This window comes from Pacificibacter marinus (assembly GCF_018860665.1).
GTDB classification, from domain to species: Bacteria; Pseudomonadota; Alphaproteobacteria; order Rhodobacterales; family Rhodobacteraceae; genus Celeribacter; species Celeribacter marinus_A.
Map to the genome: position 1 here is coordinate 20572 of NZ_JAHKPK010000026.1, position 21515 is coordinate 42086.

Here is a 21515-nt window from a genome sequence, read left to right on the forward strand (position 1 = left end):
GCCTTAAACATCGCTTTATGCTGGCTTTTTCGCATGTTTCTGCACAAAGCCAACAATGTCGCGCGCGGGGCGTGCCCCCGCCAATCGCGCAATTTCCTTGCCGCCTTGATACAAAATCAACGCAGGGATGCCGCGGATATTGTTCTTTTGCGATACGGCGGGAAAGTCTTGGGTGTTCACTTTGGCAAAGCGCGCACGCCCTTTCAAAGCAATCGCAGCCTTGGCAAAATCAGGTGCCATTTGGCGACAAGGGCCACACCACGGCGCCCAAAAATCAACAAGCAAAGGCATGTCATCCAACTTGGCTGCCTTGGCCAAAGATGTCGGGTTCAATTCGGCCACTTTGTCAGAAATCAAAGCCCCACCACAGGTGCCGCACTTGGGGCTTGAGGCCAGTTTTTCAGCGGGTACACGATTGGCCTGACCACATTTGAGACAGGCAAGTTTGACAGGATAAGTCATCGTGTGATCCCTCAATGAAGTCGCGATACAGATTATATATTTGTGCTTGGGGCCAAACAATCAAGGCCCCGATCCATGGATCAGGGCCTATGTGTTTTAGTCGAGCGCTTCAACATAGTTTTCAAGCGGCGGACATTGACAGATCAAATTGCGATCCCCATGCGCGTTGTCAACACGCCCAACAGGGGGCCAATATTTGTCAACGCGGAAAGATCCGGGGGGAAAGCAACCTTGTTCGCGACTGTAAGGCCGATCCCAATCTGCAACCAAATCATTGACCGTATGCGGCGCAAGTTTGAGCGGATTGTTGTCTTTCGGCAATGCGCCACTTTCGATCTGAGCGATCTCGGCACGGATCGACAACATTGCCTCGATAAAGCGATCCAACTCGGCCTTGGTTTCCGATTCAGTCGGCTCGATCATCAACGTGCCAGCAACAGGCCAAGACATTGTCGGAGCATGGAAACCACTGTCCATCAAACGCTTGGCTATGTCTTCCACAGTCACATGCACACTTTCATCAAAGGCACGCGGGTCGATAATACATTCATGCGCCACGCGCCCCTTCCTGCCACGGTACAGCACAGGAAAGGCGTCATCCAAACGGGCCGCGATGTAATTTGCATTCAAGATCGCAACCTTTGTGGCCTGCGTCAGACCCTGCCCGCCCATCAACATACAGTAAGCCCATGAAATCGGTAGGATCGACGCAGAGCCATAAGGGGCCGCAGACACAGGGCCTGTTTCGCCACCGGTTTCAGGATGCCCCGGCAAGAACCGCTCAAGGTGTTTTTTCACCCCGATCGGTCCCATGCCTGGACCACCACCGCCATGGGGAATACAAAAGGTTTTATGCAAGTTCAGATGGCTGACATCTGATCCAATCTCACCCGGTTTTGCCAAGCCAACCATGGCGTTCAAATTCGCACCATCTAGATAGACCTGCCCGCCAAATTCATGCGTGATGGCGCAGACCTCTTTGACGGTTTCTTCAAACACGCCATGGGTCGACGGATAGGTGATCATACAAGCAGACAAACGATCACCAGCCGCTTCGGCTTTGGCGCGGAAATCATCGATGTCAATATCGCCATTCTCGGCAGAATTCACCACGACAACCTTCATGCCACACATCTGCGCCGAAGCAGGATTGGTGCCATGCGCGGACATAGGGATCAAGCAGATGTCACGCGCGCCCTGTCCATTTGCACGATGATAGGCGGCAATGGCCAAAAGCCCCGCATATTCGCCCTGCGCACCAGAATTAGGTTGCATCGACATCGCGTCATAGCCGGTGATCTCGCATAGTTTCGCGGACAGATCATCGATCATTTCCTGATAGCCGATGGATTGATCCACAGGTGCAAAAGGATGGATCGTATTAAACTCAGGCCATGTCACGGGCATCATTTCAACCGCGGCGTTAAGCTTCATCGTACACGACCCAAGCGGAATCATTGTGCGGTCCAGCGCCAAATCGCGATCCGCCAAGCGACGCATATAGCGCATCATTTCGCCTTCGGCACGGTTCATGCCAAAGATTGGATGGGTCAGGTAGTCGGTGTCACGCACGAGCGCTTCATCAAAGCCCAAATCCGTCGGCGCGTTATCCGCCTTGGCCTCATGACCGAAAGCGCGCCAGACCTTTTCGATGATCTCAGCGTCCACCATTTCATCGACAGAAATACCAATGCGATGTTTACCGATGGCGCGCAGATTGATGCCTTCGGCCACAGCAGAGCGCAAAATCACACCCTGCATCGCGCCCACATCAACGGTGAAAGTGTCATAGAAATTCTCAGGCGCAATTTTAAAGCCAGAGGATTTCAGCCCCTCTGCCAAACGCACGGCGTTAAAGTGGATCTGCTCACCAATGGCCCGCAGTCCTTGGGGGCCGTGAAAGACAGCATAGAACGAGGCCATAACCGCAAGCAGCGCTTGCGCGGTACAGACATTCGAAGTGGCTTTTTCGCGGCGGATATGTTGCTCGCGGGTTTGCAAAGCCAAACGGTACGCCCGCCCGCCATTGGCATCAATCGACACGCCGACGATACGCCCCGGCATGGCGCGTTTCATCGCATCCTTGCACGACATAAACGCAGCATGAGGTCCGCCAAACCCGATGGGCACACCAAAACGCTGCGCAGAACCGACAGCGATATCAGCATCCATCGCACCGGGATCTTTGAGCATCGTCAATGCCATAAGATCCGTTGCCAAAATCGCCACAGCTTTTACTGCATGCAGCGCGGCAATATCGGTGCTGTAGTCGCGCAGATCGCCATTGGTGCCGGGGTATTGGAAGATCGCGCCGAAAACCTTGCTTGGATCGATGTCTTTTGGATCACCAACAATCACGTCGATGTCCAAAGGGGCAGCGCGGGTTTTCATCACTTCGATGTTTTGCGGGTGGCAGTTTTCATCGATGAAAAAGCCCTTGGCTTTGGATTTCGACACACGCTGCGCCATAGTCATCGCCTCGGCGCAGGCGGTGGCCTCGTCCAGCAATGACGCGTTCGCAACAGGCAAACCCGTCATATCCGACACCATGGTTTGAAAGTTCAACAGCGCTTCCAAACGCCCTTGCGCGATCTCGGGTTGGTAGGGCGTGTAGGCCGTGTACCATGCGGGGTTTTCCAAGATGTTGCGTTGAATCGCGGGCGGAGTCGCGGTGGCGTAATACCCCTGCCCGATCAAAGAGGTCATGATCTTGTTCTTGCCCGCAACCTTACGCATCGCGCCCAAAACTTCGTGTTCTGTCATCGGCCCCCAAGACAGCGGCTCAAGCTGGCGGATGCTCATCGGCACGGTTTGATCGATCAAACTATCCAAAGACGAGGCCCCAACCACATCCAACATTTCGCGCATTTCATCAGGCGAAGGGCCAATATGGCGGCGGTTGGCAAAGTCGTATGGATTATATGTAGTCGGTGTGTAGGCCACGAAAAGATCCTTTTGAACGATCAAAGAAAAGGCGCCACAGTTGATGGGCGCATGAGGGCCAAGGCAGCGCCAAGGCCCTTTTAAATTAGCCAACCAAGGCTTTGTATTCAGCTTCGTCCATGAAATCGTCGAGCACAGACAGATCATCGATTTTCATTTTGAAAAACCAAGCATCGCCAATGGCGTCCTCATTCACTTTGGACGGGTCATCGACCAAAGCCGTATTCACTTCCACGATTTCGCCATCAAGCGGTGCCAAAATGTCGGAGGCTGCTTTCACGCTTTCGATCACGCAGACCTCTTCGTCCTTGGTCACGGTGATGCCTTCATCCGGCAGCTCGATAAAAACAACATCGCCAAGCTGGGCGGCGGCGTGTTCGGTGATACCGACCACAACAAGATCGTCTTCGACGCGCAGCCATTCGTGTTCTTCGGTGAATTTCATAGATCTTATCCTTGGATATTTTAGCGTTTGTAAGTGGATGGACGAAACGGCATGGGCGCGACTGTTACAGGCAGGCGCTTGCCACGCAGCTCGGCGAAAATTTCAACGCCATCGGCGGCAAAGTCAATGGGCAGATAGCCCATGGCAATGGGCCCCGCGACTGAGGGACCAAAACCGCCCGAGGTGACCGCACCAATTTGATCGGTGCTCTCAGCGGTGGCAAACAATGGCGTGCCTTCGCGCATCGGCGCGCGGCCTTGCGGCAACAGGCCAACGCGCAGCTTGTCTGCCCCTTTTTCCAATTCAGCCAAAATACGTGCCGCACCGGGAAAACCGCCCTCACGTGCGCCGCCTTTGCGCCGGATGCCTTGGATCGCCCAAGCGATATTGCCCTCAACGGGCGATGTCGTCGCGTCGATGTCATGGCCATAGAGGCAGAGCCCAGCTTCCAACCGCAGGCTATCGCGCGCGCCAAGGCCGATCAATTCGACTTCGTCCATTGCGACCAATTGGGTGGCGACATTTTCAGCAATCTCAGCAGGAATCGAAATTTCAAACCCGTCTTCGCCTGTGTAACCAGAGCGCGAAATCCACCACTGGGCGCCATCCACACTTACACGGTGACTGTCCATAAACCGCATGGATGTGACATGCGGCACAATCCGTGCAAGGGCGGCTTCGGCTTTGGGGCCTTGCAGGGCAAGCAAGGCGCGATCGGTGATTTCCGTGACGGTGACATGATCGGGCAGATTGGCGCGCAAATGGGCAATGTCTTGGGCTTTACAGGCGGCATTGACGACCAAAAACAAATGATCGCCCGTGTTGGCAATCATCAGGTCATCCAAAATACCGCCATCATCATTGGTGAAAATACCATAGCGTTGACGATCTGCTTTGAGGCCGGCGACAGAAACAGGCACCAAGGTTTCAAGCGCCAGCATGACAGCCTCAAGACCCTGCGAGGATGTCAGCGCGACCTGTCCCATGTGCGACACATCAAACAATCCAGCAGAGCTGCGCGTATGAAGATGCTCTTTCATCACCCCAAGCGGATATTGAACAGGCATATCATAACCGGCAAACGGCACCATTTTGCCACCATTTGCGATGTGAAAATCATAGAGCGCAGTGCGTAAAAGATCCGTCATTTTGTCCTTTCCAAGCGCATCACACGCTGAATTTCAAAACCGGAACATGTACCGGCATCACGACAAAGCCATCCTTTGTCTGATGCCCCCTCTGTCCTTAGCGCCTGAGATCGTTATCCCTTCGGCGGGCGCATCCACGCCTCTCTCCAGAGTTTTATGATCTTCGAAGGTCCGTTTGCCTGAGAGTTTACCGGGGCGGTTGCTCCTTCGGCACAGGTACACATACGATGCGCCCCGTTCTCCCAACGAAGATGTTGCTTGATCATTAGGCCAGCTGATCGATTCCAGCAAGAGGGGCTGTGCGAAAAAGCAATCCACGCAGAAAGAAACCCGCCAAACGCATCAGCGTGGCGGGTTTTCAAACACTCAATGTGCTTTGTGATTACAGAGCAGGCGCTTTTTGCAACAACGGCATCACGTTGGACATATCGGGTCCGCGCTCCAAACCGGTGACTGCCTTGCGCAGCGGCATAAACAGGCCTTTGCCTTTGCGTCCCGTCGCCTCTTTCACGGCTGTGGTCCACTCTTTCCACGTCTCGTCAGTGTAGGGCAAAGCGGGCATCATAGCGAAGGCTTGGGCGACAAACTCTTTGTCTTCATCGGCCACCAGCGGCGTGGCACCATCGCGGAACAGATCCCACCAGCCCGCCATATCGGCCTTAACCGTGATGTTTTCGCGCACGACATTCCAAAACAACTCGGCCTTGTCAGCAGGCACGCCCAAGGCTGCGATATCATCTGCCACATCGGTAAAAGGACGCGCCAAGTTGACTTGTGCAGTCAGCGGGAACAGGTCTTGTTCGTCGAATTTCGTCGGCGCTGAGCCAAAGGTCGAAATATCAAAGCCCTCAATGAGGTCTTCCATTTTGGACCGCACCTCAACAGGTTGCGATGATCCAGTGCGCGCCATCAAAGACATCAGCGCCATTGGCTCGATCCCTTGTGCGCGCAGGTCGCGCAACGACAGCGTGCCCAAACGTTTCGACAGTGCTTCGCCTTGCGGGCCGGTCAACAAAGAATGGTGCGCAAAACTTGGCACAGTGCCGCCCAAGGCCTTGATGATTTGAATTTGAGTCGCGGTGTTTGTCACGTGATCAGACCCGCGCACAACATAAGTCACGCCGTAATCAATGTCGTCACACACGGACGCGGGCGTGTACAAAAACTGCCCGTCGGCTTTAACCAACACAGGATCAGACACAGAGCCACAATCGATAGAAATATCGCCCAAGATGCCGTCAGTCCATTCAACACGTTCAAGATCAAGCTTGAAACGCCAGTGACCATCGCCGCGCTCAGCGCGCAAGGCATCTTTTTCGGCGTCAGTCAGGTTCAGACCAGCGCGGTCGTAAACTGGCGGCTTGCCCATGTTCAGTTGTTTTTTGCGTTTGAGATCAAGCTCGACTGGTGTCTCGAAACACTCGTACAAGCGGCCAGCCGCTTTCAACTCTTCCATCGCCGCCGTGTAGCGATCTAGACGCTCGGATTGACGCTCTGTGCGATCCCATGTGAGGCCAAGCCATGTCAGGTCTTCTTTCAATGCGTCGATGTATTCTTGCTTTGAGCGCACAGGGTCAGTGTCGTCGATGCGCAAAATAAATTGCCCACCCGCTTTACGTGTGATCAGGTAATTGAAAAGCGCCGTGCGAAGGTTGCCGACGTGGATATAGCCTGTAGGGCTTGGTGCAAAACGTGTGACGGTCATGGTGATCTCCTGTTGTGCTTGCTCTTTCATATTGCGCGCAAAGAGTCCATATCTGTGCGCGAGCTTGCCTCAGATGTAAGCGCAACACCTGCCCTATCTGGAGCCCCCAATGTCCGATACACTTTTGAACGCCACTGCCCCTGATCTAGCGATGTTCGAACAAATCGCGCGCGCCACGATTTCTGAATTGCCGCCTGCATTCAAAGTTTTGGCAACCTCCGTTGGCGTCACAGTGATGGATTTCATCCCTGAGGATTTGATGGCTGAAATCGGTCTAGACGACCCCTTTGCGCTGACAGGGCTTTATACGGGCATCCCGATGACGGAAAAATCCACTATGGATCAAGCCACAGCACCGGACACCATTTGGCTGTTTCGCAGGCCCATTTTGGACGAATGGTGCCTGCGCGGCGATGTGACAATCCAACAAATGGTTGCCCATGTCACAGTGCATGAACTGGCGCATCACTTTGGCTGGTCAGATGAAGAGATCGCCAAAATCGACAAATGGTGGGACCACTAGATTTCAGGCGGCGGCGACAGATTTTTGCCCTGCCGCAATCGCCAAACCGTCAACCACGGCTGTGAAGGCTTCTGACTTGATCGACCGCGCGTCTGGTACCACCGCTTTGATGGCGTCCGGCACGATGGACATCAAGCTGGTGCCGCCGACATAGACAACTGCGCCGATGGCCTCAGGGGACACGCCCGCAAGCTTCAATGTCTCGGCTGCGGCCTCAGTCAATTCGGCCTTATAACGGCCCAAAGACGCGCTCATCCCTGCCTCATCCAACTGGGAACTCAGACCTTTCTCAACCAATCCAAGCTCAATCACGCCCTGCCCGCCGGTGTTAACTGCGATTTTTCCGGCCTCGACCGCAAAGGCGACGTCATGGCCCAGTTCGGCCTCGATCACCTCATAGAGACGCGCCAATTTATCGGGTTCAACCGCGTGACGTTGCAGGTCTTTGATCAAACGTTCGGTATCTTTGGTGTAAAGAAACGGGATTTTCTGCCAAGTCGCCAGATCATTAAACAGCGTGGCAGGCACAGGCAAAAGCCCGTCCGCCAAAGCGCGGCGCACCTTGGTGCCAGCCCCGAACAGCGGCATCACATAATCCAGCGACAAGGCGCGGTCCAAATGGGTGCCACCCAAACGCACACCATAGGACGCCAATATATCAGCCTTACCATCTGCTTTGCGAAACACGGTAAAGTCTGATGTCCCGCCACCGATATCCACGACCAAACCGATCTCGCCTGCGGCCAAATCTTGCGCGGCCAAAGCGGCGGCTTCGGGTTCGGGCAGAAAATCGATATGCTTGAAACCGGCCCGCTGGTAAGCCTCTGTTAAATCGATCAAAGCCTGCGCATTCGCCGTATCATTGCTAGAATGAAACCGCACAGGACGCCCCGAGACAACACCCGTCACAGGCTGGCGCACATGATCTTCTGTGCGCGTGCGCAGCTCGGTGAGAAATTGCGTGATCACATCCAAAAGGCTTTGCCGTTTGGGACCAATCAAGCGTTGTTCACGTAACAAAGGCGTGCCCAAAACCGATTTGAGCGCACGCATATAACGCCCCTCATCACCCGCGATCAACGCGCGGTTGGCAGCAGAGCCAAGACGCATATTGCCCCGTGCATCAAAAAATACAGCCGTGGGCAGAGTTTTCGCGCCCTCTTCAATGTCCACCAACCAAGGCTGACCATTCACGGCCAAACCCACAGCCGAGTTGGAGGTTCCGAAATCGATTCCGACAGTGAGTTCCATGGACGCGCGCTCTACCTAATACTGTAAAGAGCGTGGTGATACGGCATGAATTGGGCGTGTTCAAGGGTACAAATCGGCGCAAATCCACTTGGCTGCGCCGATGATCTTTTATCCAGTGATTTAGTCCTGATCCCGCCAGCGATTGGCAATCGGATACCGACGATCCAACCAAAACGCGCGCGGCGTCAGACGCGTACCGGGGGCAGATTGGAACCGTTTGTATTCAGAAATATAAACAAGATGTTCGACCCGCTTCACCACATCGCGGGCGTAGCCTTGTGCTTCGATCTCGGCAACGCTGAGTTCGTGATCCACCAAGCCCTCAAGAATCGCATCCAGCACGTCATAGGGCGGCAAGCTATCGTCATCGCGTTGATCTGGGCGCAGCTCGGCTGACGGCGGCTTGTCGATGATCGACACAGGGATCACTTCGCCCGCAGGACCATTCATCCAAGGCCGGTGATTGGCATTGCGCCAGCGGCATTGTTCGAACACGCGGGTTTTGTACAGGTCTTTGATCGGGTTATAACCTCCGTTCATGTCGCCATATATCGTACAATAGCCCACGGCAACTTCGGATTTATTGCCCGTGGTCAAAAGCATTTCGCCAAATTTATTGGACAAGGCCATCAACAATAGACCACGCAGGCGCGACTGCACGTTTTCTTCGGTGGTGTCGGCCTCGCGCCCTTCAAACAGCGGGGCAAGCGTGTCAGTTATCGCATCACGCCCCGCTTTGATCGGCACAAAATCATAGTGACAGCCCAGACGATTGGCGATGTCTTTGGCGTCATCCAGCGAGCCTTGCGATGTGTATTCAGACGGCAACATCACACAGCGCACGTTGTCGGCGCCCAGCGCATCGGCGGCAATCGTGGCGACAATCGCAGAATCGATCCCGCCGGACAGACCCAGAAGAACCTTTTTGAAACCGGTTTTCCCCATGTAATCGCGCAAGGATTCGACCATGGCGCGATAGTCTTGTTCCCATTCATCAGGATGTGTTGTGATCTCGCCTTGCTCGGCCACCCAAGCCCCGTCAGTCTGCACAAAATCTACATGGCGCAAGGCCTCGTCGAACACAGGCAGTTGATGCGCGATTTTGCCGTGACGGTTGAGCACAAAAGAGCCGCCATCAAACACTTGATCGTCCTGTCCACCGACCATGTTGAGATAAACCAGCGGCAGATCATTTTCGGTTACACGGGCCACCATATGGCCCAAACGACGGTCAAATTTATTGCGGTAGTAAGGCGACCCGTTGGGCACCAACAGGATTTCCGCGCCCGTTTCGGCCAAAGCCTCAGACACATCCCCATGCCACGCATCTTCGCAAATCGGTGTGCCGATGCGGATCGGACCAACACGGTACGGCCCATGCACATCGCCGCTTTCATACAGGCGCACTTCGTCAAACACGGTCTCATTGGGACGGTGATGTTTCAGAACGACAGTTTGCACCTTGCCCTCAGACAAAATCCAATAGCCGTTGTACAGCTTGTCGCCATAAGCATAAGGCCCGCCGATGCCCATCGCAGGCCCATCAGCGGTCAAAGGGGCCAATGCTTCAATCGCACGCATGGCGTGACTGGTGAAAGCGGGCTTCATCACCAAATCTTGAGTTTGGTAACCGGTGATAAACATTTCCGTAAAGGCGATCATGTCAGCGTTTGCTGATTTGGCCTGCGCGTAAGCCGCGCGCGCGGCGTCAGCGTTGGCGTCAATCGCACCAAGCGACGGGTTCAATTGTGCCAACGTCAGGCGGAATTTATCGGTCATTTCACAGGCCTCTTACACTTTGAGACAGGTTTAGCAGACTGAGCGGCAAGGGAAAGCCGATGACACCAAAAACATTTGCTCACAGCCGCCAGACTGCCTAGGTTAGCGGCAACACTTGGCCCGTCCTTGGGCCGTAATTTCGACAAAAGCGCCCGATTTGGACGCATCCGCCACAGACCGCAACGGGAAGACCAAAGTGACCAATATCAAACGCAGCCTTGCCATGCTCAGCCTCGCGACCGCTCTGGTCCTCCCCTCTGTCACCCTTGCACAAGACGGTAAAGTGCAAACACGTCAATATGACGAAGGCGGATTGTATGAAGGCACATTCCAAGACGGCCAACAACATGGCACCGGCACCTACCGTTTGCCCAACGGGTTCGAATACACAGGCGACTGGGTCATGGGCGAAATCAAAGGCCAAGGCGTGGCGCGATATCCTGACGGCGCGGTCTATGAGGGCGCCTTTGAAAAGGGCAAACAGCATGGGTTCGGCAAGATCACCTATGCAGATGGCGGCACCTTTGAGGGCGATTGGGAAAACGGCGTGATCACCGGATCTGGCGTGGCCCATTACGCCAGCGGCATCACCTATGAAGGCGGTTTCTTGAACAACAACCACCACGGCCAAGGCCGCATGGAAAGCCCCACCGGCTATGTCTATGAGGGCGCTTGGGTCAATGGCGTCAAAGAAGGTAAAGGTACGATCACTTACCCCGAGGGCGCTGTTTACGTCGGCAACCTGTCACTTGATGTGCGACATGGTTCGGGCGTTTTAACCCTGCCAGATGGCTTGACGCTGGATTGCCAATGGGTGGCAGGTCAATGCAACGGGATCGGCACCATCAGTCAGCCAAACGGCGATGTCTACACCGGCATGCTTGTGGATGGAAAACGCCAAGGCGAAGGGCAAGTCACCTATGCCAATGGTGATCTGTATGTCGGCGACTTTGACGACGACAAACGTCACGGCGCGGGCACATTTACCGGCACTGACGGCTATATTTACACTGGCGCATGGGTCCAAGGCCGCATTGAGGGCAAAGGCCAAGTCACTTACCCTGATGGCTCAGTCTATGTTGGCGATTTCTTAGACGATTTGGCGCATGGCATGGGCAAAATCACCTATCCCGGCGGCACGACATATGATGGCGCGTGGGAATATGGCGTGATTGAGGGCATGGGGCGCGCAGAATATGCCAACGGGTTGATCTATGAAGGTATGTTCCACAACGCGCAAAACCACGGCAAAGGTAAAATGACCTACACCGATGGGTTCATTTATGATGGCGATTGGAACAACGGCGAACGCTCAGGAAAAGGCATAGCAACCTACGCGGATGGCACGACCTATGACGGCGATTTTCTGGGCGGCAAACGCGAAGGCACCGGCACGCTAACTATGCCGACAGGCTACACTTACGTGGGCGAATGGAAAGATGGCGAAATCAACGGGCTCGGCACCGCCACATATGCCAATGGCGACGTTTACGTTGGTCTGTTTGCAGGCGGCAAACGCCAAGGCCGCGGCACGATCACCTATGCTTCGGGTGAAGTCGCTTCGGGCGAATGGGCAGACGGCGCGTTGATTACGACCAGTGAACCAGAGGCAACGACAGAAACACAAGAGCCCCCAGCAACAGAAGCGGCGGAAGTCCCTGCCAACGAATAACGGCGTGTTTTATCGTAATTTTGCCAAAACATCCGCTCTGAGAGACGGATAAGACCGGATCGTTTACACAAACGCCCCAGGCTCACCACGGCACTTCTGCGCCGCGCCAATCATAAAACTTGCCCGTATTTTCAGGAAATGCGTTTTCCAAAATGCGTAACATGTTTTGCGCGGCCTCATCTGGGGATACGGTCTTGTTTGTCCTTTGGTAATCTTCGGTAAACTTTGTCGCGACAGTTCCAGGGTGATAAGCAATCACACAAGACTGCTTGTGCGAGCGCGACAATTCTATCGCGGCAGTGTGAACCACTTGGTTGAGCGCGGCTTTTGCGGCACGGTAACTGTACCACCCACCCATTCTATTATCAGTGATAGAGCCCACACGCGCCGTCAGCACAGCCACCTTGCAAGGGCTATTTTTAGACAAAAGACGTGGCAATGCACGCAGGATCATCGCAGGGCCAATACAATTCACCATGAACTGGTCCGCCATAGCATCGGGAGCCAAAGCTTTGATCGTTTTCTCTGGTGGTCCCCCTGCCCCATCAAGCTGCCCCGTTGCAATCACAACCAAATCAAACACTTCGGTGATATCTGCGAAAGCCACGTCGATGCTATCAGGTTTGCGAAAATCCAAACCGTGGGTACTGCGCGACAGCCCGATGACGTCCCATCCAAAGCTGCGCAAATTTGCGTCAACTGCCGCGCCGATGCCGCCTGTGTGTCCAATGATCAATGCGCGCATGAATATCTCCCCTTTTACAGACTACGCTGAGGCATTGAAAAAAGTTCACTTTTGGGGGTTTTCTTTAGCCGCCCCGTGATTATAGTCGCCCGTATGACGAACCAGACACATATTTCAACCCAGTCCCTGCGTGACAGCGCAGCGCTTCGTCGTGACCTACTTCTTCTTAGCTGCTTCTGAGCGTGCCTTCGGCGCGACCGCTCAGAAGTGAACAGCGCGCCAAGTCGAACACCCCAAAAACAGTATAGCTAAGAACATCGAGAGACCTCACATGACATCTGTATCCGACAAGAACCAAGTATTGATTTTCGACACGACGCTGCGCGATGGCGAGCAATCCCCTGGCGCCACCATGAGCCACAACGAGAAGCTGGAAATTGCCAGCTTGCTGGATGAAATGGGCGTCGATATTATTGAAGCGGGTTTTCCGATTGCCTCTCAAGGCGACTTTGACGCGGTCTCCGAGATTGCTAAGAACTCTAAGAATTCCGTGATCTGTGGTTTGGCGCGCGCCAGCATTGGCGATATTGATCGCTGCATGGAAGCGGTGAAACATGCCGCACGCCCACGCATTCACACCTTTATTGGCACCTCGCCTTTGCACCGCGACATCACGGCGCTCAACATGGATGAGATGGCGGATAAGATCCACGACACTGTCACCCACGCGCGCAATCTGTGTGACAATGTGCAGTGGTCACCAATGGATGCGATCCGCACAGAACATGATTACCTGTGCCGTGTGGTCGAAATTGCTATCAAAGCAGGTGCCACAACGATCAACATCCCCGACACTGTTGGCTATACCATTCCGCGCGAAAGCTCTGACATCATCAAGATGCTGTTGGAACGGGTGCCTGGCGCTGACGACATCATTTTCGCCACGCATTGTCACAACGATCTGGGAATGGCGACAGCCAACTCTTTGGCCGCAGTTGAGGCTGGCGCACGCCAAATCGAATGTACCATCAACGGTTTGGGCGAACGCGCGGGCAACACAGCGCTGGAAGAGGTCGTGATGGCGCTGAAAGTGCGCCAAGACATCATGCCTTATGCGACCAAAATCGACACCACCAAGATCATGAACATCTCGCGCCGTGTGTCGCAAGTATCTGGTTTTGTGGTCCAGCCGAACAAAGCCATCGTTGGTAAAAACGCATTTGCGCATGAATCTGGCATCCACCAAGACGGTATGCTGAAGAACGCGGAAACCTTTGAAATCATGCGCCCTGCGGATGTGGGCCTGTCTGGCACGTCCCTGCCTTTGGGCAAACATTCGGGCCGCGCCGCGTTGCGGGCCAAACTCGAAGAACTGGGCTATGAGCTGGGCGACAATCAGTTGAAAGACGTGTTCGTGCGTTTCAAAGAACTGGCAGATCGCAAAAAAGAAGTGCTCGATGATGACGTCGTCGCTTTGATGCAAGACACTGGGTCCGAAGGCCAAAACGAGTTCATCAAGATCAAGAAACTGCGGGTGATCTGTGGCTCGGAAGCGCCGCAAACCGCTGACATCATTTTGGAAATCGACGGCGAGGAACAGCATTGCACAGCAGAAGGTGACGGTCCTGTGGATGCAACATTCAAAGCCATCAAAACGCTTTACCCGACCAAGGCGCGTTTGCAGATTTACCAAGTGAACGCTGTGACAGAAGGCACCGACGCGCAAGCGACTGTTTCTGTGCGCTTGGAAGAAGACGGGCGCATTGCCACGGGCCAGAGTTCGCACACTGATACGGTGTTTGCCTCAGCCAAGGCTTATGTCAACGCGGTCAATCGCTTGATCGTGCGCCGCACAAAATCTGCGCCGGGGGCTGACACCAAAGAAGTCAAATACACCGACGCGGGCTAATCTGACTATAATCGAACTGTGAAAGGGCGTGTCATCTGGCGCGCCCTTTTTTATTAAGCCACGCGCCCAGTGCATGGACGATATGCAATCGCATTTTTACCTTGCGTCACAGATGGATAGACCTTGAAACCGCACGCGCCATGCGCACATGCAAAGACAGATACACAAAAGGATTCCTGCTATGAAAAGCGCTGCACACACCACCTTTGGCGACCCCGTTGATGTCATGACATCTGCAGATATACCTTTGCCCGAACCCAAAGACGGCGAAGTGCGTATCCGCATGATCCTGTCGCCCATTCACAATCACGATCTGTGGACGGTGCGCGGCGAGTATGGCTACAAACCAACACTGCCAGCCGTCGGCGGGTCCGAGGCCGTCGGCACGGTTGAAGCCGTCGGCGCAGGCGTCGATGCAGCCATGATCGGCCAACGGGTCGCCGCAGCAGGTATTCATGGCACATGGGCCGAGTATTTCATCGCCCCCGCAGCAGGTGTCATCCCCCTGCCCGATACAATCTCAGACGAGGCCGCGGCGCAATTGATTGCGATGCCATTCTCGGCCATCTCACTGCTTGATTTCATCAACGTATCCGAAGGCGATTGGGTCGTTCAAACTGCAGCCAACGGCGCTGTGGGAAAAATATTTGCCGAACTTGCGCGTTCTAAAGGCATTCACACTGTCAACTTGGTGCGCCGCAAGGCGGCAGTGGCCGAATTGGAAGCCATGGGTCTTGAGAATGTGATTTCCACGGATCAAGACGGCTGGAAAGAGCAAGCGCAGGCTTTAATCGGTGAGGTTGGCGCAAAAGCGGCAGTCGACTCTGTCGGTGGCGCGATGGGCGAAGATCTGGTTGATTTGCTGGGCTGGCAAGGCGAATTGATCACCTTTGGCACCGCCTCTGGCGCGCCGTTGACGCTCAATTCCGGCGCTTTGATATTCAAACATATCACGGTGAAAGGGTTCTGGGGCTCTAAAGTATCTGAGATGATGGAGCCAGCTAAACGCGTGGGTTTGATCACGGAACTTGTAACGCTGGCGGCCACTGGCAAGTTGACACTGGACGCAGGCGGCGTCTTTGCCATTGACGAGATCACCCAAGCGGTGACGGCCGCGCAAACATCTGGACGCACAGGTAAAATCCTGATCCGCCCGTAACATACGCGACTATATAATGAGACGATGCAAGCATGGGTCATTTCTATGCTTGCATCCATAAGCTGCACATTTATCCGCGACAGCCGCGTCACAAAGGCGAGACTTTGCCTGAGGTGTGCATCCGCCCCTTTCCCAAGGACGCTCAGAGGCATATAAGGCCATTTACGGGGGATTCTCCCAATTTTGGGTTTGACGAGGATTGAGCTAACTATGGCGATACTTAAGGGACTTTTCTCTTCGGATATGGCAATTGACCTTGGGACAGCGAACACGCTTGTCTATGTCAAGGGCAAGGGCATTATCCTTAATGAGCCATCGGTTGTGGCCTACCACGTCAAAGACGGGCGCAAGCAGGTTTTGGCTGTCGGCGAAGACGCCAAACACATGCTGGGCAAAACCCCGGGATCGATTGAGGCCATTCGCCCCATGCGGGACGGTGTGATTGCAGATTTCGACACGGCTGAGGAAATGATCAAACATTTCATCCGCAAAGTGCACCGCCGGACTTTGTTCCCGAAACCAAAGATCATCGTCTGTGTGCCGCATGGCGCGACACCTGTTGAAAAACGGGCGATCCGCAACTCTGTTTTATCCGCAGGCGCAGGCCGCGCCGGTTTGATTGCAGAACCGATTGCAGCAGCCATCGGCGCGGGCATGCCGATCACGGACCCCACCGGCAACATGGTTGTCGACATCGGTGGCGGGACGACTGAGGTGGCTGTTTTATCCTTGGGCGACATCGTTTATGCGCGCTCTGTCCGTGTTGGTGGTGACCGCATGGATGACGCAATCATCGCGTATTTGCGCCGTCAACAGAACCTGCTGATCGGTGAGGGCACCGCCGAGCGCATCAAAACCACCATCGGTACAGCGCGTATGCCTGACGATGGACGGGGCGCTGCTATGACCATTCGCGGGCGTGACCTGTTGAACGGTGTGCCAAAAGAAATCGAAATCACCCAAGCTCAAGTGGCCGAAGCTCTATCTGAGCCTGTGCAGCAAATCGTCGAAGCGGTCATGGCCGCCCTAGAGACCACGCCACCCGATTTGGCGGCGGACATCGTGGACCGCGGCGTGATGCTGACCGGTGGGGGCGCGCTTTTGGGTGACCTTGATCTGGCCTTGCGCGAACAAACTGGCTTGGCGATTTCTGTCGCTGACGAGCCGCTCAACTGTGTGGCCTTGGGCACAGGCAAGGCTTTGGAGTATGAAAAACAGCTCCGTCATGTGATTGATTACGACAGCTGATCGCTGGCCACAGGGGGACAGTGCATGCGCCCCTTGCCCGCGATCCTTTAAAGGTTCGAAGTAAACGTGGCCAAAGACACGAACACAACTGACGACTATATTCGGCCTCTGCGCAGATTGCTGTCTGCGTTGTTTATTGTTTTGTTGTTTGGTATTTTCATTTTGTGGCGCATCGATAGCCCCCGCGTCGAACGCGTCCGCGCGCAGCTTGTGGACCGTGTTGTGCCCTCTTTTGAATGGGCTTTGGTGCCCGTGACCAAGACTGTCGATATGGTCGAAAACTTTCAAAGTTACCGACGTATTTATGAACAAAATCAGGAATTGCGGCGCGAGTTACGTCAAATGCAGGCGTGGAAAGAAGCGGCATTGCAGCTGGAACAAAAGAACGCCAAGCTGCTTGATCTGAACAACGTCCAACTTGATCCCAAATATACTTATGTCACCGGTGTGGTGATGGCCGACAGCGGATCACCGTTTCGTCAATCCGTGCTGTTAAATGTCGGATCGCGAGACGGGATTTTGGACGGTTGGGCGACGATGGACGGGATCGGCCTTGTGGGGCGCATTTCGGGCTTGGGCGAAAACACAGCACGGGTCGTGCTGCTCACCGACAGCAATTCGCGCTTGCCAGTGACCATTCAACCCTCTGGCCAGCGTGCGATTTTATCTGGCGACAATACCGCGCGCCCGCCACTTGAATTTATCGAAAGCCTCGAATTGGTTCGCCCCGGTGATCGGGTCGTATCCTCAGGCGATGGCGGGGTTTTCCCGTCAGGCTTGGTGATAGGCCAAGTCGCGCTTGGCGCGGATCGACGCTTGCGGGTTGTTTTGGCCGCCGATTATGAACGGCTCGACTATCTGCGCGTGCTGCGATCGCTTGAAGGCGAGCGCATCACCGACCCCGGATCATTGATTGTCCCCGAAGCGCCATTGTCAACCACAGCTGAACCTGCGGAGGCGTCCAATGGTTGAGCCTTGGGTGATCAGACAGTGGATGTATCGCGGCGGTTTCGTATTGATCTGCACGATTGCGCTGTTCTTTTGTATTCTACCGCTTGAGGTTGGCGCAGGGCGTTGGCCTGGCCCCGATTTAATGCTGGCTTTCGCTTTCGCTTGGGTGCTGCGCCGCCCTGCTTATGTGCCTATGGTCTTGGTGGGTCTCATTTTTTTAATAGGTGATTTTATATTCATGCGCCCGCCCGGTCTTTGGGCGGCGCTTTGCGTCATAGCGGTCGAATTTTTACGAGGTCGCGAAGGCATGTCACGCGATATGCCCTTTTTAATCGAATGGGCAACAGTCTCTGCGCTCTTGCTTGGACTTGCTGTTGTCTACCGCATCTGTTTAGGAATTTCCATCGTCGATCACACTTCGTTTGGCTTGGTGATCTTGCAGCAAATTTCGACCTTATTGGTTTATCCCATCGTCGTGCTGATCTCGACGTTTTTGATGGGCGTGACAAAAATCACCGCAGCAGAAGCCGAACAGATCGGATATGCACGATGAGACGATCCCCAGCAGATACAGCCGAGAGCGCCAGAAAAATATCGCGGCGCGCCCTGTTTTTGGGCGGCACACAGCTGGCCTTTATGGGGGTGCTTGGTCTGCGCATGAGATTCATGCAGGTGGACCAAGCTGAAGAGTTTCGCCTTTTGGCCGATGAAAACCGCCTCAAAGTGCGTCTTCTGCCCCCTGCCCGCGGGTTACTATATGATCGCAACGGCGTGATTTTAGCCGAAAATGAACAAACCTTTCGGATCGTCATTCGCAAAGAAGACGCGGCCGATCTTGATGTCGTTTTGGAAAAACTCGAAAAGCTGATTGGTTTGACGCCAGATGAGCAAGAACGCGTACGCAAGACAGTCAAAAGCCGTGACACTGGCCCCTCTGTGCCCGTGACCATCGCAGATCGATTGACATGGGAAGCCTTTTCCACGGTCGCAGCCAACGGGCCAGCTTTGCCCGGCGTATCCCCCGAAGTGGGTCTGACGCGGTTTTACCCGTTCCGCGATGATTTCGTACACACAGTCGGCTATGTCCGCCCTGTGACCCGCGACAAGTTGGATCAGATGGACGTCGTCGACCCGATTTACCGCATCCCCGATTTCCAAATCGGCCTCACGGGCGTCGAAACCAAATTGGAAGATCTGCTCAAAGGGCGCGCAGGCACCTTGCGGGTTGAACAAAATGTTCACGGGCGCACCATTCGCGAATTGGACCGTCAAGAAGGCGTAGCGGGCTCTAACATCCAATTGACCTTTGATCAAAAGGTTCAGAATTTCGTTCAAGCACGCCTAGATGGAGAAAGTGCCGCAGCCGTGATCATGGAAGTGCGCACGGGCGATGTGATTGCTGCGGGTTCCACCCCTGCCTTTGATCCCAACAAATTTGTGCGCGGGATTTCCGGCGCGGATTACAAAGCTTTGCTGGAAAATATTTACCGCCCCTTGCCGTCAAAATCTGTCCAAGGCGCCTACCCGCCTGGATCGACCTTTAAAATGGTCACGGCACTTGCAGCGCTTGAGGCTGGGGTTGTGACCCCAGACGAGACCGTGCGCTGTACGGGCCACGTCGAGGTTGGCGGACGTCGTTTTCACTGCTGGAAACGCGCTGGACACGGTAACGTCAATCTTATCGGCTCGTTACGTCATTCTTGTGATGTCTACTATTATGAACTGGCCCAGCGCGCTGGGATTGAAAAAATTGCTGACATGGGCCGCAGACTTGGACTTGGCGACGACTATGGTTTGCCGCTTCCGGGTATGTCCACGGGGCTGATGCCTGACAAACAATGGAAACGTGAAAAGCGCGGCGCGGATTGGGTGATCGGCGACAGTTTGAATGCCGCCATTGGCCAAGGCTTTGTGCTGACGACCCCGATGCAACTGGCCGTGATGACATCGCGACTGGCCACGGGGCGCGCGATTACGCCACGCCTTGTCAAAACGATCGACGGGATTGAACAACCGATCCAAGACGCGGGCCCATTGGATATCAACGAAAATATGCTGCGCGCTGTGCGCACAGGCATGTATGAGGTGTTGAACAGTTCACGTGGCACGGCTTACCGCTCGCGGATTGTGGAAGACGGCATGCACATGGCAGGCAAAACCGGCACAAGCCAAACCCGCAACGTGGTTGTGAACAACAATAACGTGCCATGGGAAGAACGCGATCATGCACTGTTTGTCTCCTTTGCGCCTTACGATGATCCCAAATACGCCGTCTCAGTCGTCGTCGAACACGGCGGAGGCGGGTCGACGGCGGCCGCTCCGATTGCGCGCGATTTGATGCTGTTTGCTTTACATGGTGCAGTGCCGCCTTTGGCCTCTTATCCACAATCTCAACGCGGGACGATCAAAAACCGTCTCGAGGCTTTGCCCCTGCGCCCTGATGATGGTGGCGCCAGCACAAGGAGCAACGCATGAGTTACCTCGAACAAAACCTCAAAACAGTGCCCACAGGCCTGTCCAAAATCCTTTACGTCAATTGGGCTTTGGTGATTTTGCTTACGGCGGTGGCCAGTGTCGGGTTCATCATGCTCTATTCCAATGCAGGCGGATCGTTTTCGCCATGGGCGGAACCGCAAATGAAGCGGTTTGGCGTGGGCCTGGCGCTTATGCTGATGATCGCAATGGTCCCAATCTGGTTTTGGCGCAATGTGGCTGGCATCGGCTATCTGCTGTCTTTGGTTTTACTGCTGGTCGTCGAATTTTTCGGCGATGTCGGCATGGGCGCGCAGCGTTGGATCGACCTTGGATTTATGCGACTGCAGCCGTCTGAATTGATGAAGGTCACCTTGGTGATGTTGCTGGCTGGCTATTACGACTGGCTGGACATCAAAAAAGTCTCGCGTCCGCTTTGGGTTGCGATCCCTGTAATTTTAATCTTGGTGCCCACGGCTTTGGTGCTCAAACAACCCGATCTTGGCACCTCGCTTTTGCTGGTGTTCGGTGGTGCGATCATCATGTTCGCAGCGGGGGTCAGTTGGTGGTATTTTGGAGCCATTGCGGCGATGGGAGCCGCCTTGGTGACATCTGTGTTTTCATCGCGTGGCACGCCTTGGCAATTGCTCAAAGACTATCAATACCGGCGTATCGATACGTTTTTGGATCCCTCATCTGACCCATTGGGCGCGGGGTATCACATCACCCAATCCAAAATTGCCCTCGGCTCGGGCGGCTGGACGGGGCGCGGATTCATGCAAGGCACGCAATCGCGGCTGAACTTTTTGCCCGAAAAACACACCGATTTCATCTTCACCACCTTGGCCGAAGAATTCGGCTTTTTGGGCGGATTTTCCTTGCTCATGCTCTATGCTGGCGTGATCGTGTTTTGTCTGATTTCTGCGATGAACAACAAAGACCGTTTTGGCGCTTTGGTGACCATCGGCATCGCCGCCACATTTTTCTTGTTCTTCGCAGTGAACATGTCGATGGTTATGGGCCTTGCCCCCGTTGTGGGCGTGCCCTTGCCGATGGTATCTTACGGCGGCTCTGCCATGCTGGTGTTGATGGCCGCCTTTGGCATCGTACAATCGGCCCATGTCCATCGCCCACGCAGTAAATCGTAACAAACACCGAGGCGT

Annotated in this window: 17 protein-coding genes and 1 riboswitch; of the genes, 9 read left to right on the plus strand and 8 right to left on the minus strand. The window is 54.6% G+C overall.

All coding sequences use genetic code 11. The features are described from left to right. Window positions 1-15 precede the first annotated feature (15 nt). The 5 genes from KO497_RS08845 to gltX all read right to left on the minus strand — a co-directional run bounded on the left by KO497_RS08845 (window position 16) and on the right by gltX (window position 6703). Window positions 16-462 carry a thioredoxin family protein gene (locus KO497_RS08845; protein WP_215943612.1) on the minus strand — a complete coding sequence of 149 codons (447 nt, stop codon included), beginning with the start codon at window positions 460-462 and terminating at the stop codon, window positions 16-18. Between the two features lie 96 nt (window positions 463-558). After that, entirely contained in the window at window positions 559-3405 is a 2847-nt protein-coding gene (gcvP, locus tag KO497_RS08850; protein ID WP_215943613.1) for an aminomethyl-transferring glycine dehydrogenase, read from the minus strand. Window positions 3406-3490: 85 nt separating this feature from the next. Next, window positions 3491-3850 (minus strand): glycine cleavage system protein GcvH, encoded by a 360-nt coding sequence (gcvH, locus tag KO497_RS08855; protein WP_215943614.1) that lies wholly within the window; start codon window positions 3848-3850, stop codon window positions 3491-3493. A gap of 20 nt (window positions 3851-3870) precedes the next feature. Further along, window positions 3871-4998 carry a glycine cleavage system aminomethyltransferase GcvT gene (gcvT, locus tag KO497_RS08860; RefSeq protein WP_215943615.1) on the minus strand — a complete coding sequence of 376 codons (1128 nt, stop codon included), beginning with the start codon at window positions 4996-4998 and terminating at the stop codon, window positions 3871-3873. A 157-nt stretch (window positions 4999-5155) separates the two neighbouring features. Further along, a riboswitch (glycine riboswitch) is annotated at window positions 5156-5253 on the minus strand. A 127-nt stretch (window positions 5254-5380) separates the two neighbouring features. Continuing rightward, window positions 5381-6703, minus strand: coding sequence for a glutamate--tRNA ligase (gltX, locus tag KO497_RS08865; RefSeq protein ID WP_215943616.1), 1323 nt, complete (start codon window positions 6701-6703; stop codon window positions 5381-5383). Between the two features lie 109 nt (window positions 6704-6812). Here gltX and KO497_RS08870 point away from each other — a divergent pair, with 109 nt between their 5' ends. Then, window positions 6813-7226 (plus strand): metallopeptidase family protein, encoded by a 414-nt coding sequence (locus KO497_RS08870; RefSeq protein ID WP_215943617.1) that lies wholly within the window; start codon window positions 6813-6815, stop codon window positions 7224-7226. 3 nt (window positions 7227-7229) lie between these two features. On the opposite strand, the gene KO497_RS08875 is transcribed toward KO497_RS08870, so the two are convergent. Then, window positions 7230-8477, minus strand: coding sequence for an Hsp70 family protein (locus tag KO497_RS08875; RefSeq protein ID WP_215943618.1), 1248 nt, complete (start codon window positions 8475-8477; stop codon window positions 7230-7232). A 120-nt stretch (window positions 8478-8597) separates the two neighbouring features. Further along, window positions 8598-10256: an NAD+ synthase gene (locus KO497_RS08880; RefSeq protein ID WP_215943619.1), complete on the minus strand. Its 1659-nt coding sequence runs from the start codon at window positions 10254-10256 to the stop codon at window positions 8598-8600. 223 nt (window positions 10257-10479) lie between these two features. Between KO497_RS08880 and KO497_RS08885 the strand changes: the two genes are divergently transcribed. Further along, window positions 10480-11928 carry an MORN repeat-containing protein gene (locus KO497_RS08885; RefSeq protein ID WP_215943633.1) on the plus strand — a complete coding sequence of 483 codons (1449 nt, stop codon included), beginning with the start codon at window positions 10480-10482 and terminating at the stop codon, window positions 11926-11928. An 82-nt stretch (window positions 11929-12010) separates the two neighbouring features. On the opposite strand, the gene KO497_RS08890 is transcribed toward KO497_RS08885, so the two are convergent. After that, window positions 12011-12673 carry an SDR family NAD(P)-dependent oxidoreductase gene (locus tag KO497_RS08890; RefSeq protein WP_215943620.1) on the minus strand — a complete coding sequence of 221 codons (663 nt, stop codon included), beginning with the start codon at window positions 12671-12673 and terminating at the stop codon, window positions 12011-12013. 271 nt (window positions 12674-12944) lie between these two features. Between KO497_RS08890 and KO497_RS08895 the strand changes: the two genes are divergently transcribed. The 7 genes from KO497_RS08895 (at window position 12945) to rodA (ending at window position 21500) form a co-directional block, all read left to right on the plus strand. Beyond that, window positions 12945-14522, plus strand: coding sequence for a 2-isopropylmalate synthase (locus KO497_RS08895; protein ID WP_215943621.1), 1578 nt, complete (start codon window positions 12945-12947; stop codon window positions 14520-14522). Between the two features lie 181 nt (window positions 14523-14703). Next, complete coding sequence (locus KO497_RS08900) at window positions 14704-15681, plus strand: zinc-binding dehydrogenase (RefSeq protein WP_215943622.1); 978 nt, start codon at window positions 14704-14706, stop codon at window positions 15679-15681. Window positions 15682-15891: 210 nt separating this feature from the next. Next, complete coding sequence (locus KO497_RS08905; RefSeq protein WP_215943623.1) at window positions 15892-16929, plus strand: rod shape-determining protein; 1038 nt, start codon at window positions 15892-15894, stop codon at window positions 16927-16929. Window positions 16930-16995: 66 nt separating this feature from the next. Continuing rightward, window positions 16996-17901: a rod shape-determining protein MreC gene (gene mreC / locus KO497_RS08910; protein WP_215943624.1), complete on the plus strand. Its 906-nt coding sequence runs from the start codon at window positions 16996-16998 to the stop codon at window positions 17899-17901. Continuing rightward, entirely contained in the window at window positions 17894-18433 is a 540-nt protein-coding gene (locus KO497_RS08915) for a rod shape-determining protein MreD (RefSeq protein ID WP_215943625.1), read from the plus strand. The genes mreC and KO497_RS08915 overlap by 8 nt, the downstream gene beginning before the upstream one ends. Then, window positions 18430-20355, plus strand: a complete 1926-nt coding sequence (mrdA, locus tag KO497_RS08920; RefSeq protein ID WP_215943626.1) for a penicillin-binding protein 2 — start codon at window positions 18430-18432, stop codon at window positions 20353-20355. The genes KO497_RS08915 and mrdA overlap by 4 nt, the downstream gene beginning before the upstream one ends. After that, window positions 20352-21500, plus strand: coding sequence for a rod shape-determining protein RodA (gene rodA, locus KO497_RS08925; protein ID WP_215943627.1), 1149 nt, complete (start codon window positions 20352-20354; stop codon window positions 21498-21500). The genes mrdA and rodA overlap by 4 nt, the downstream gene beginning before the upstream one ends. Window positions 21501-21515: the final 15 nt, after the last annotated feature.

What these genes read in the sequence shown, in the direction of transcription:
- mrdA (WP_215943626.1), top strand. Translation starts at nt 18,430, where the DNA reads ATGAGACGATCCCCAGCAGATACAGCCGAGAGCGCCAGAAAAATATCG.
- KO497_RS08880 (WP_215943619.1), bottom strand. Translation starts at nt 10,256, where the DNA reads ATGACCGATAAATTCCGCCTGACGTTGGCACAATTGAACCCGTCGCTT.
- KO497_RS08890 (WP_215943620.1), bottom strand. Translation starts at nt 12,673, where the DNA reads ATGCGCGCATTGATCATTGGACACACAGGCGGCATCGGCGCGGCAGTT.
- gcvT (WP_215943615.1), bottom strand. Translation starts at nt 4,998, where the DNA reads ATGACGGATCTTTTACGCACTGCGCTCTATGATTTTCACATCGCAAAT.
- gcvH (WP_215943614.1), bottom strand. Translation starts at nt 3,850, where the DNA reads ATGAAATTCACCGAAGAACACGAATGGCTGCGCGTCGAAGACGATCTT.
- KO497_RS08870 (WP_215943617.1), top strand. Translation starts at nt 6,813, where the DNA reads ATGTCCGATACACTTTTGAACGCCACTGCCCCTGATCTAGCGATGTTC.
- gltX (WP_215943616.1), bottom strand. Translation starts at nt 6,703, where the DNA reads ATGACCGTCACACGTTTTGCACCAAGCCCTACAGGCTATATCCACGTC.
- rodA (WP_215943627.1), top strand. Translation starts at nt 20,352, where the DNA reads ATGAGTTACCTCGAACAAAACCTCAAAACAGTGCCCACAGGCCTGTCC.
- KO497_RS08900 (WP_215943622.1), top strand. Translation starts at nt 14,704, where the DNA reads ATGAAAAGCGCTGCACACACCACCTTTGGCGACCCCGTTGATGTCATG.
- KO497_RS08875 (WP_215943618.1), bottom strand. Translation starts at nt 8,477, where the DNA reads ATGGAACTCACTGTCGGAATCGATTTCGGAACCTCCAACTCGGCTGTG.
- KO497_RS08915 (WP_215943625.1), top strand. Translation starts at nt 17,894, where the DNA reads ATGGTTGAGCCTTGGGTGATCAGACAGTGGATGTATCGCGGCGGTTTC.
- KO497_RS08885 (WP_215943633.1), top strand. Translation starts at nt 10,480, where the DNA reads ATGCTCAGCCTCGCGACCGCTCTGGTCCTCCCCTCTGTCACCCTTGCA.
- KO497_RS08845 (WP_215943612.1), bottom strand. Translation starts at nt 462, where the DNA reads ATGACTTATCCTGTCAAACTTGCCTGTCTCAAATGTGGTCAGGCCAAT.
- KO497_RS08895 (WP_215943621.1), top strand. Translation starts at nt 12,945, where the DNA reads ATGACATCTGTATCCGACAAGAACCAAGTATTGATTTTCGACACGACG.
- KO497_RS08905 (WP_215943623.1), top strand. Translation starts at nt 15,892, where the DNA reads ATGGCGATACTTAAGGGACTTTTCTCTTCGGATATGGCAATTGACCTT.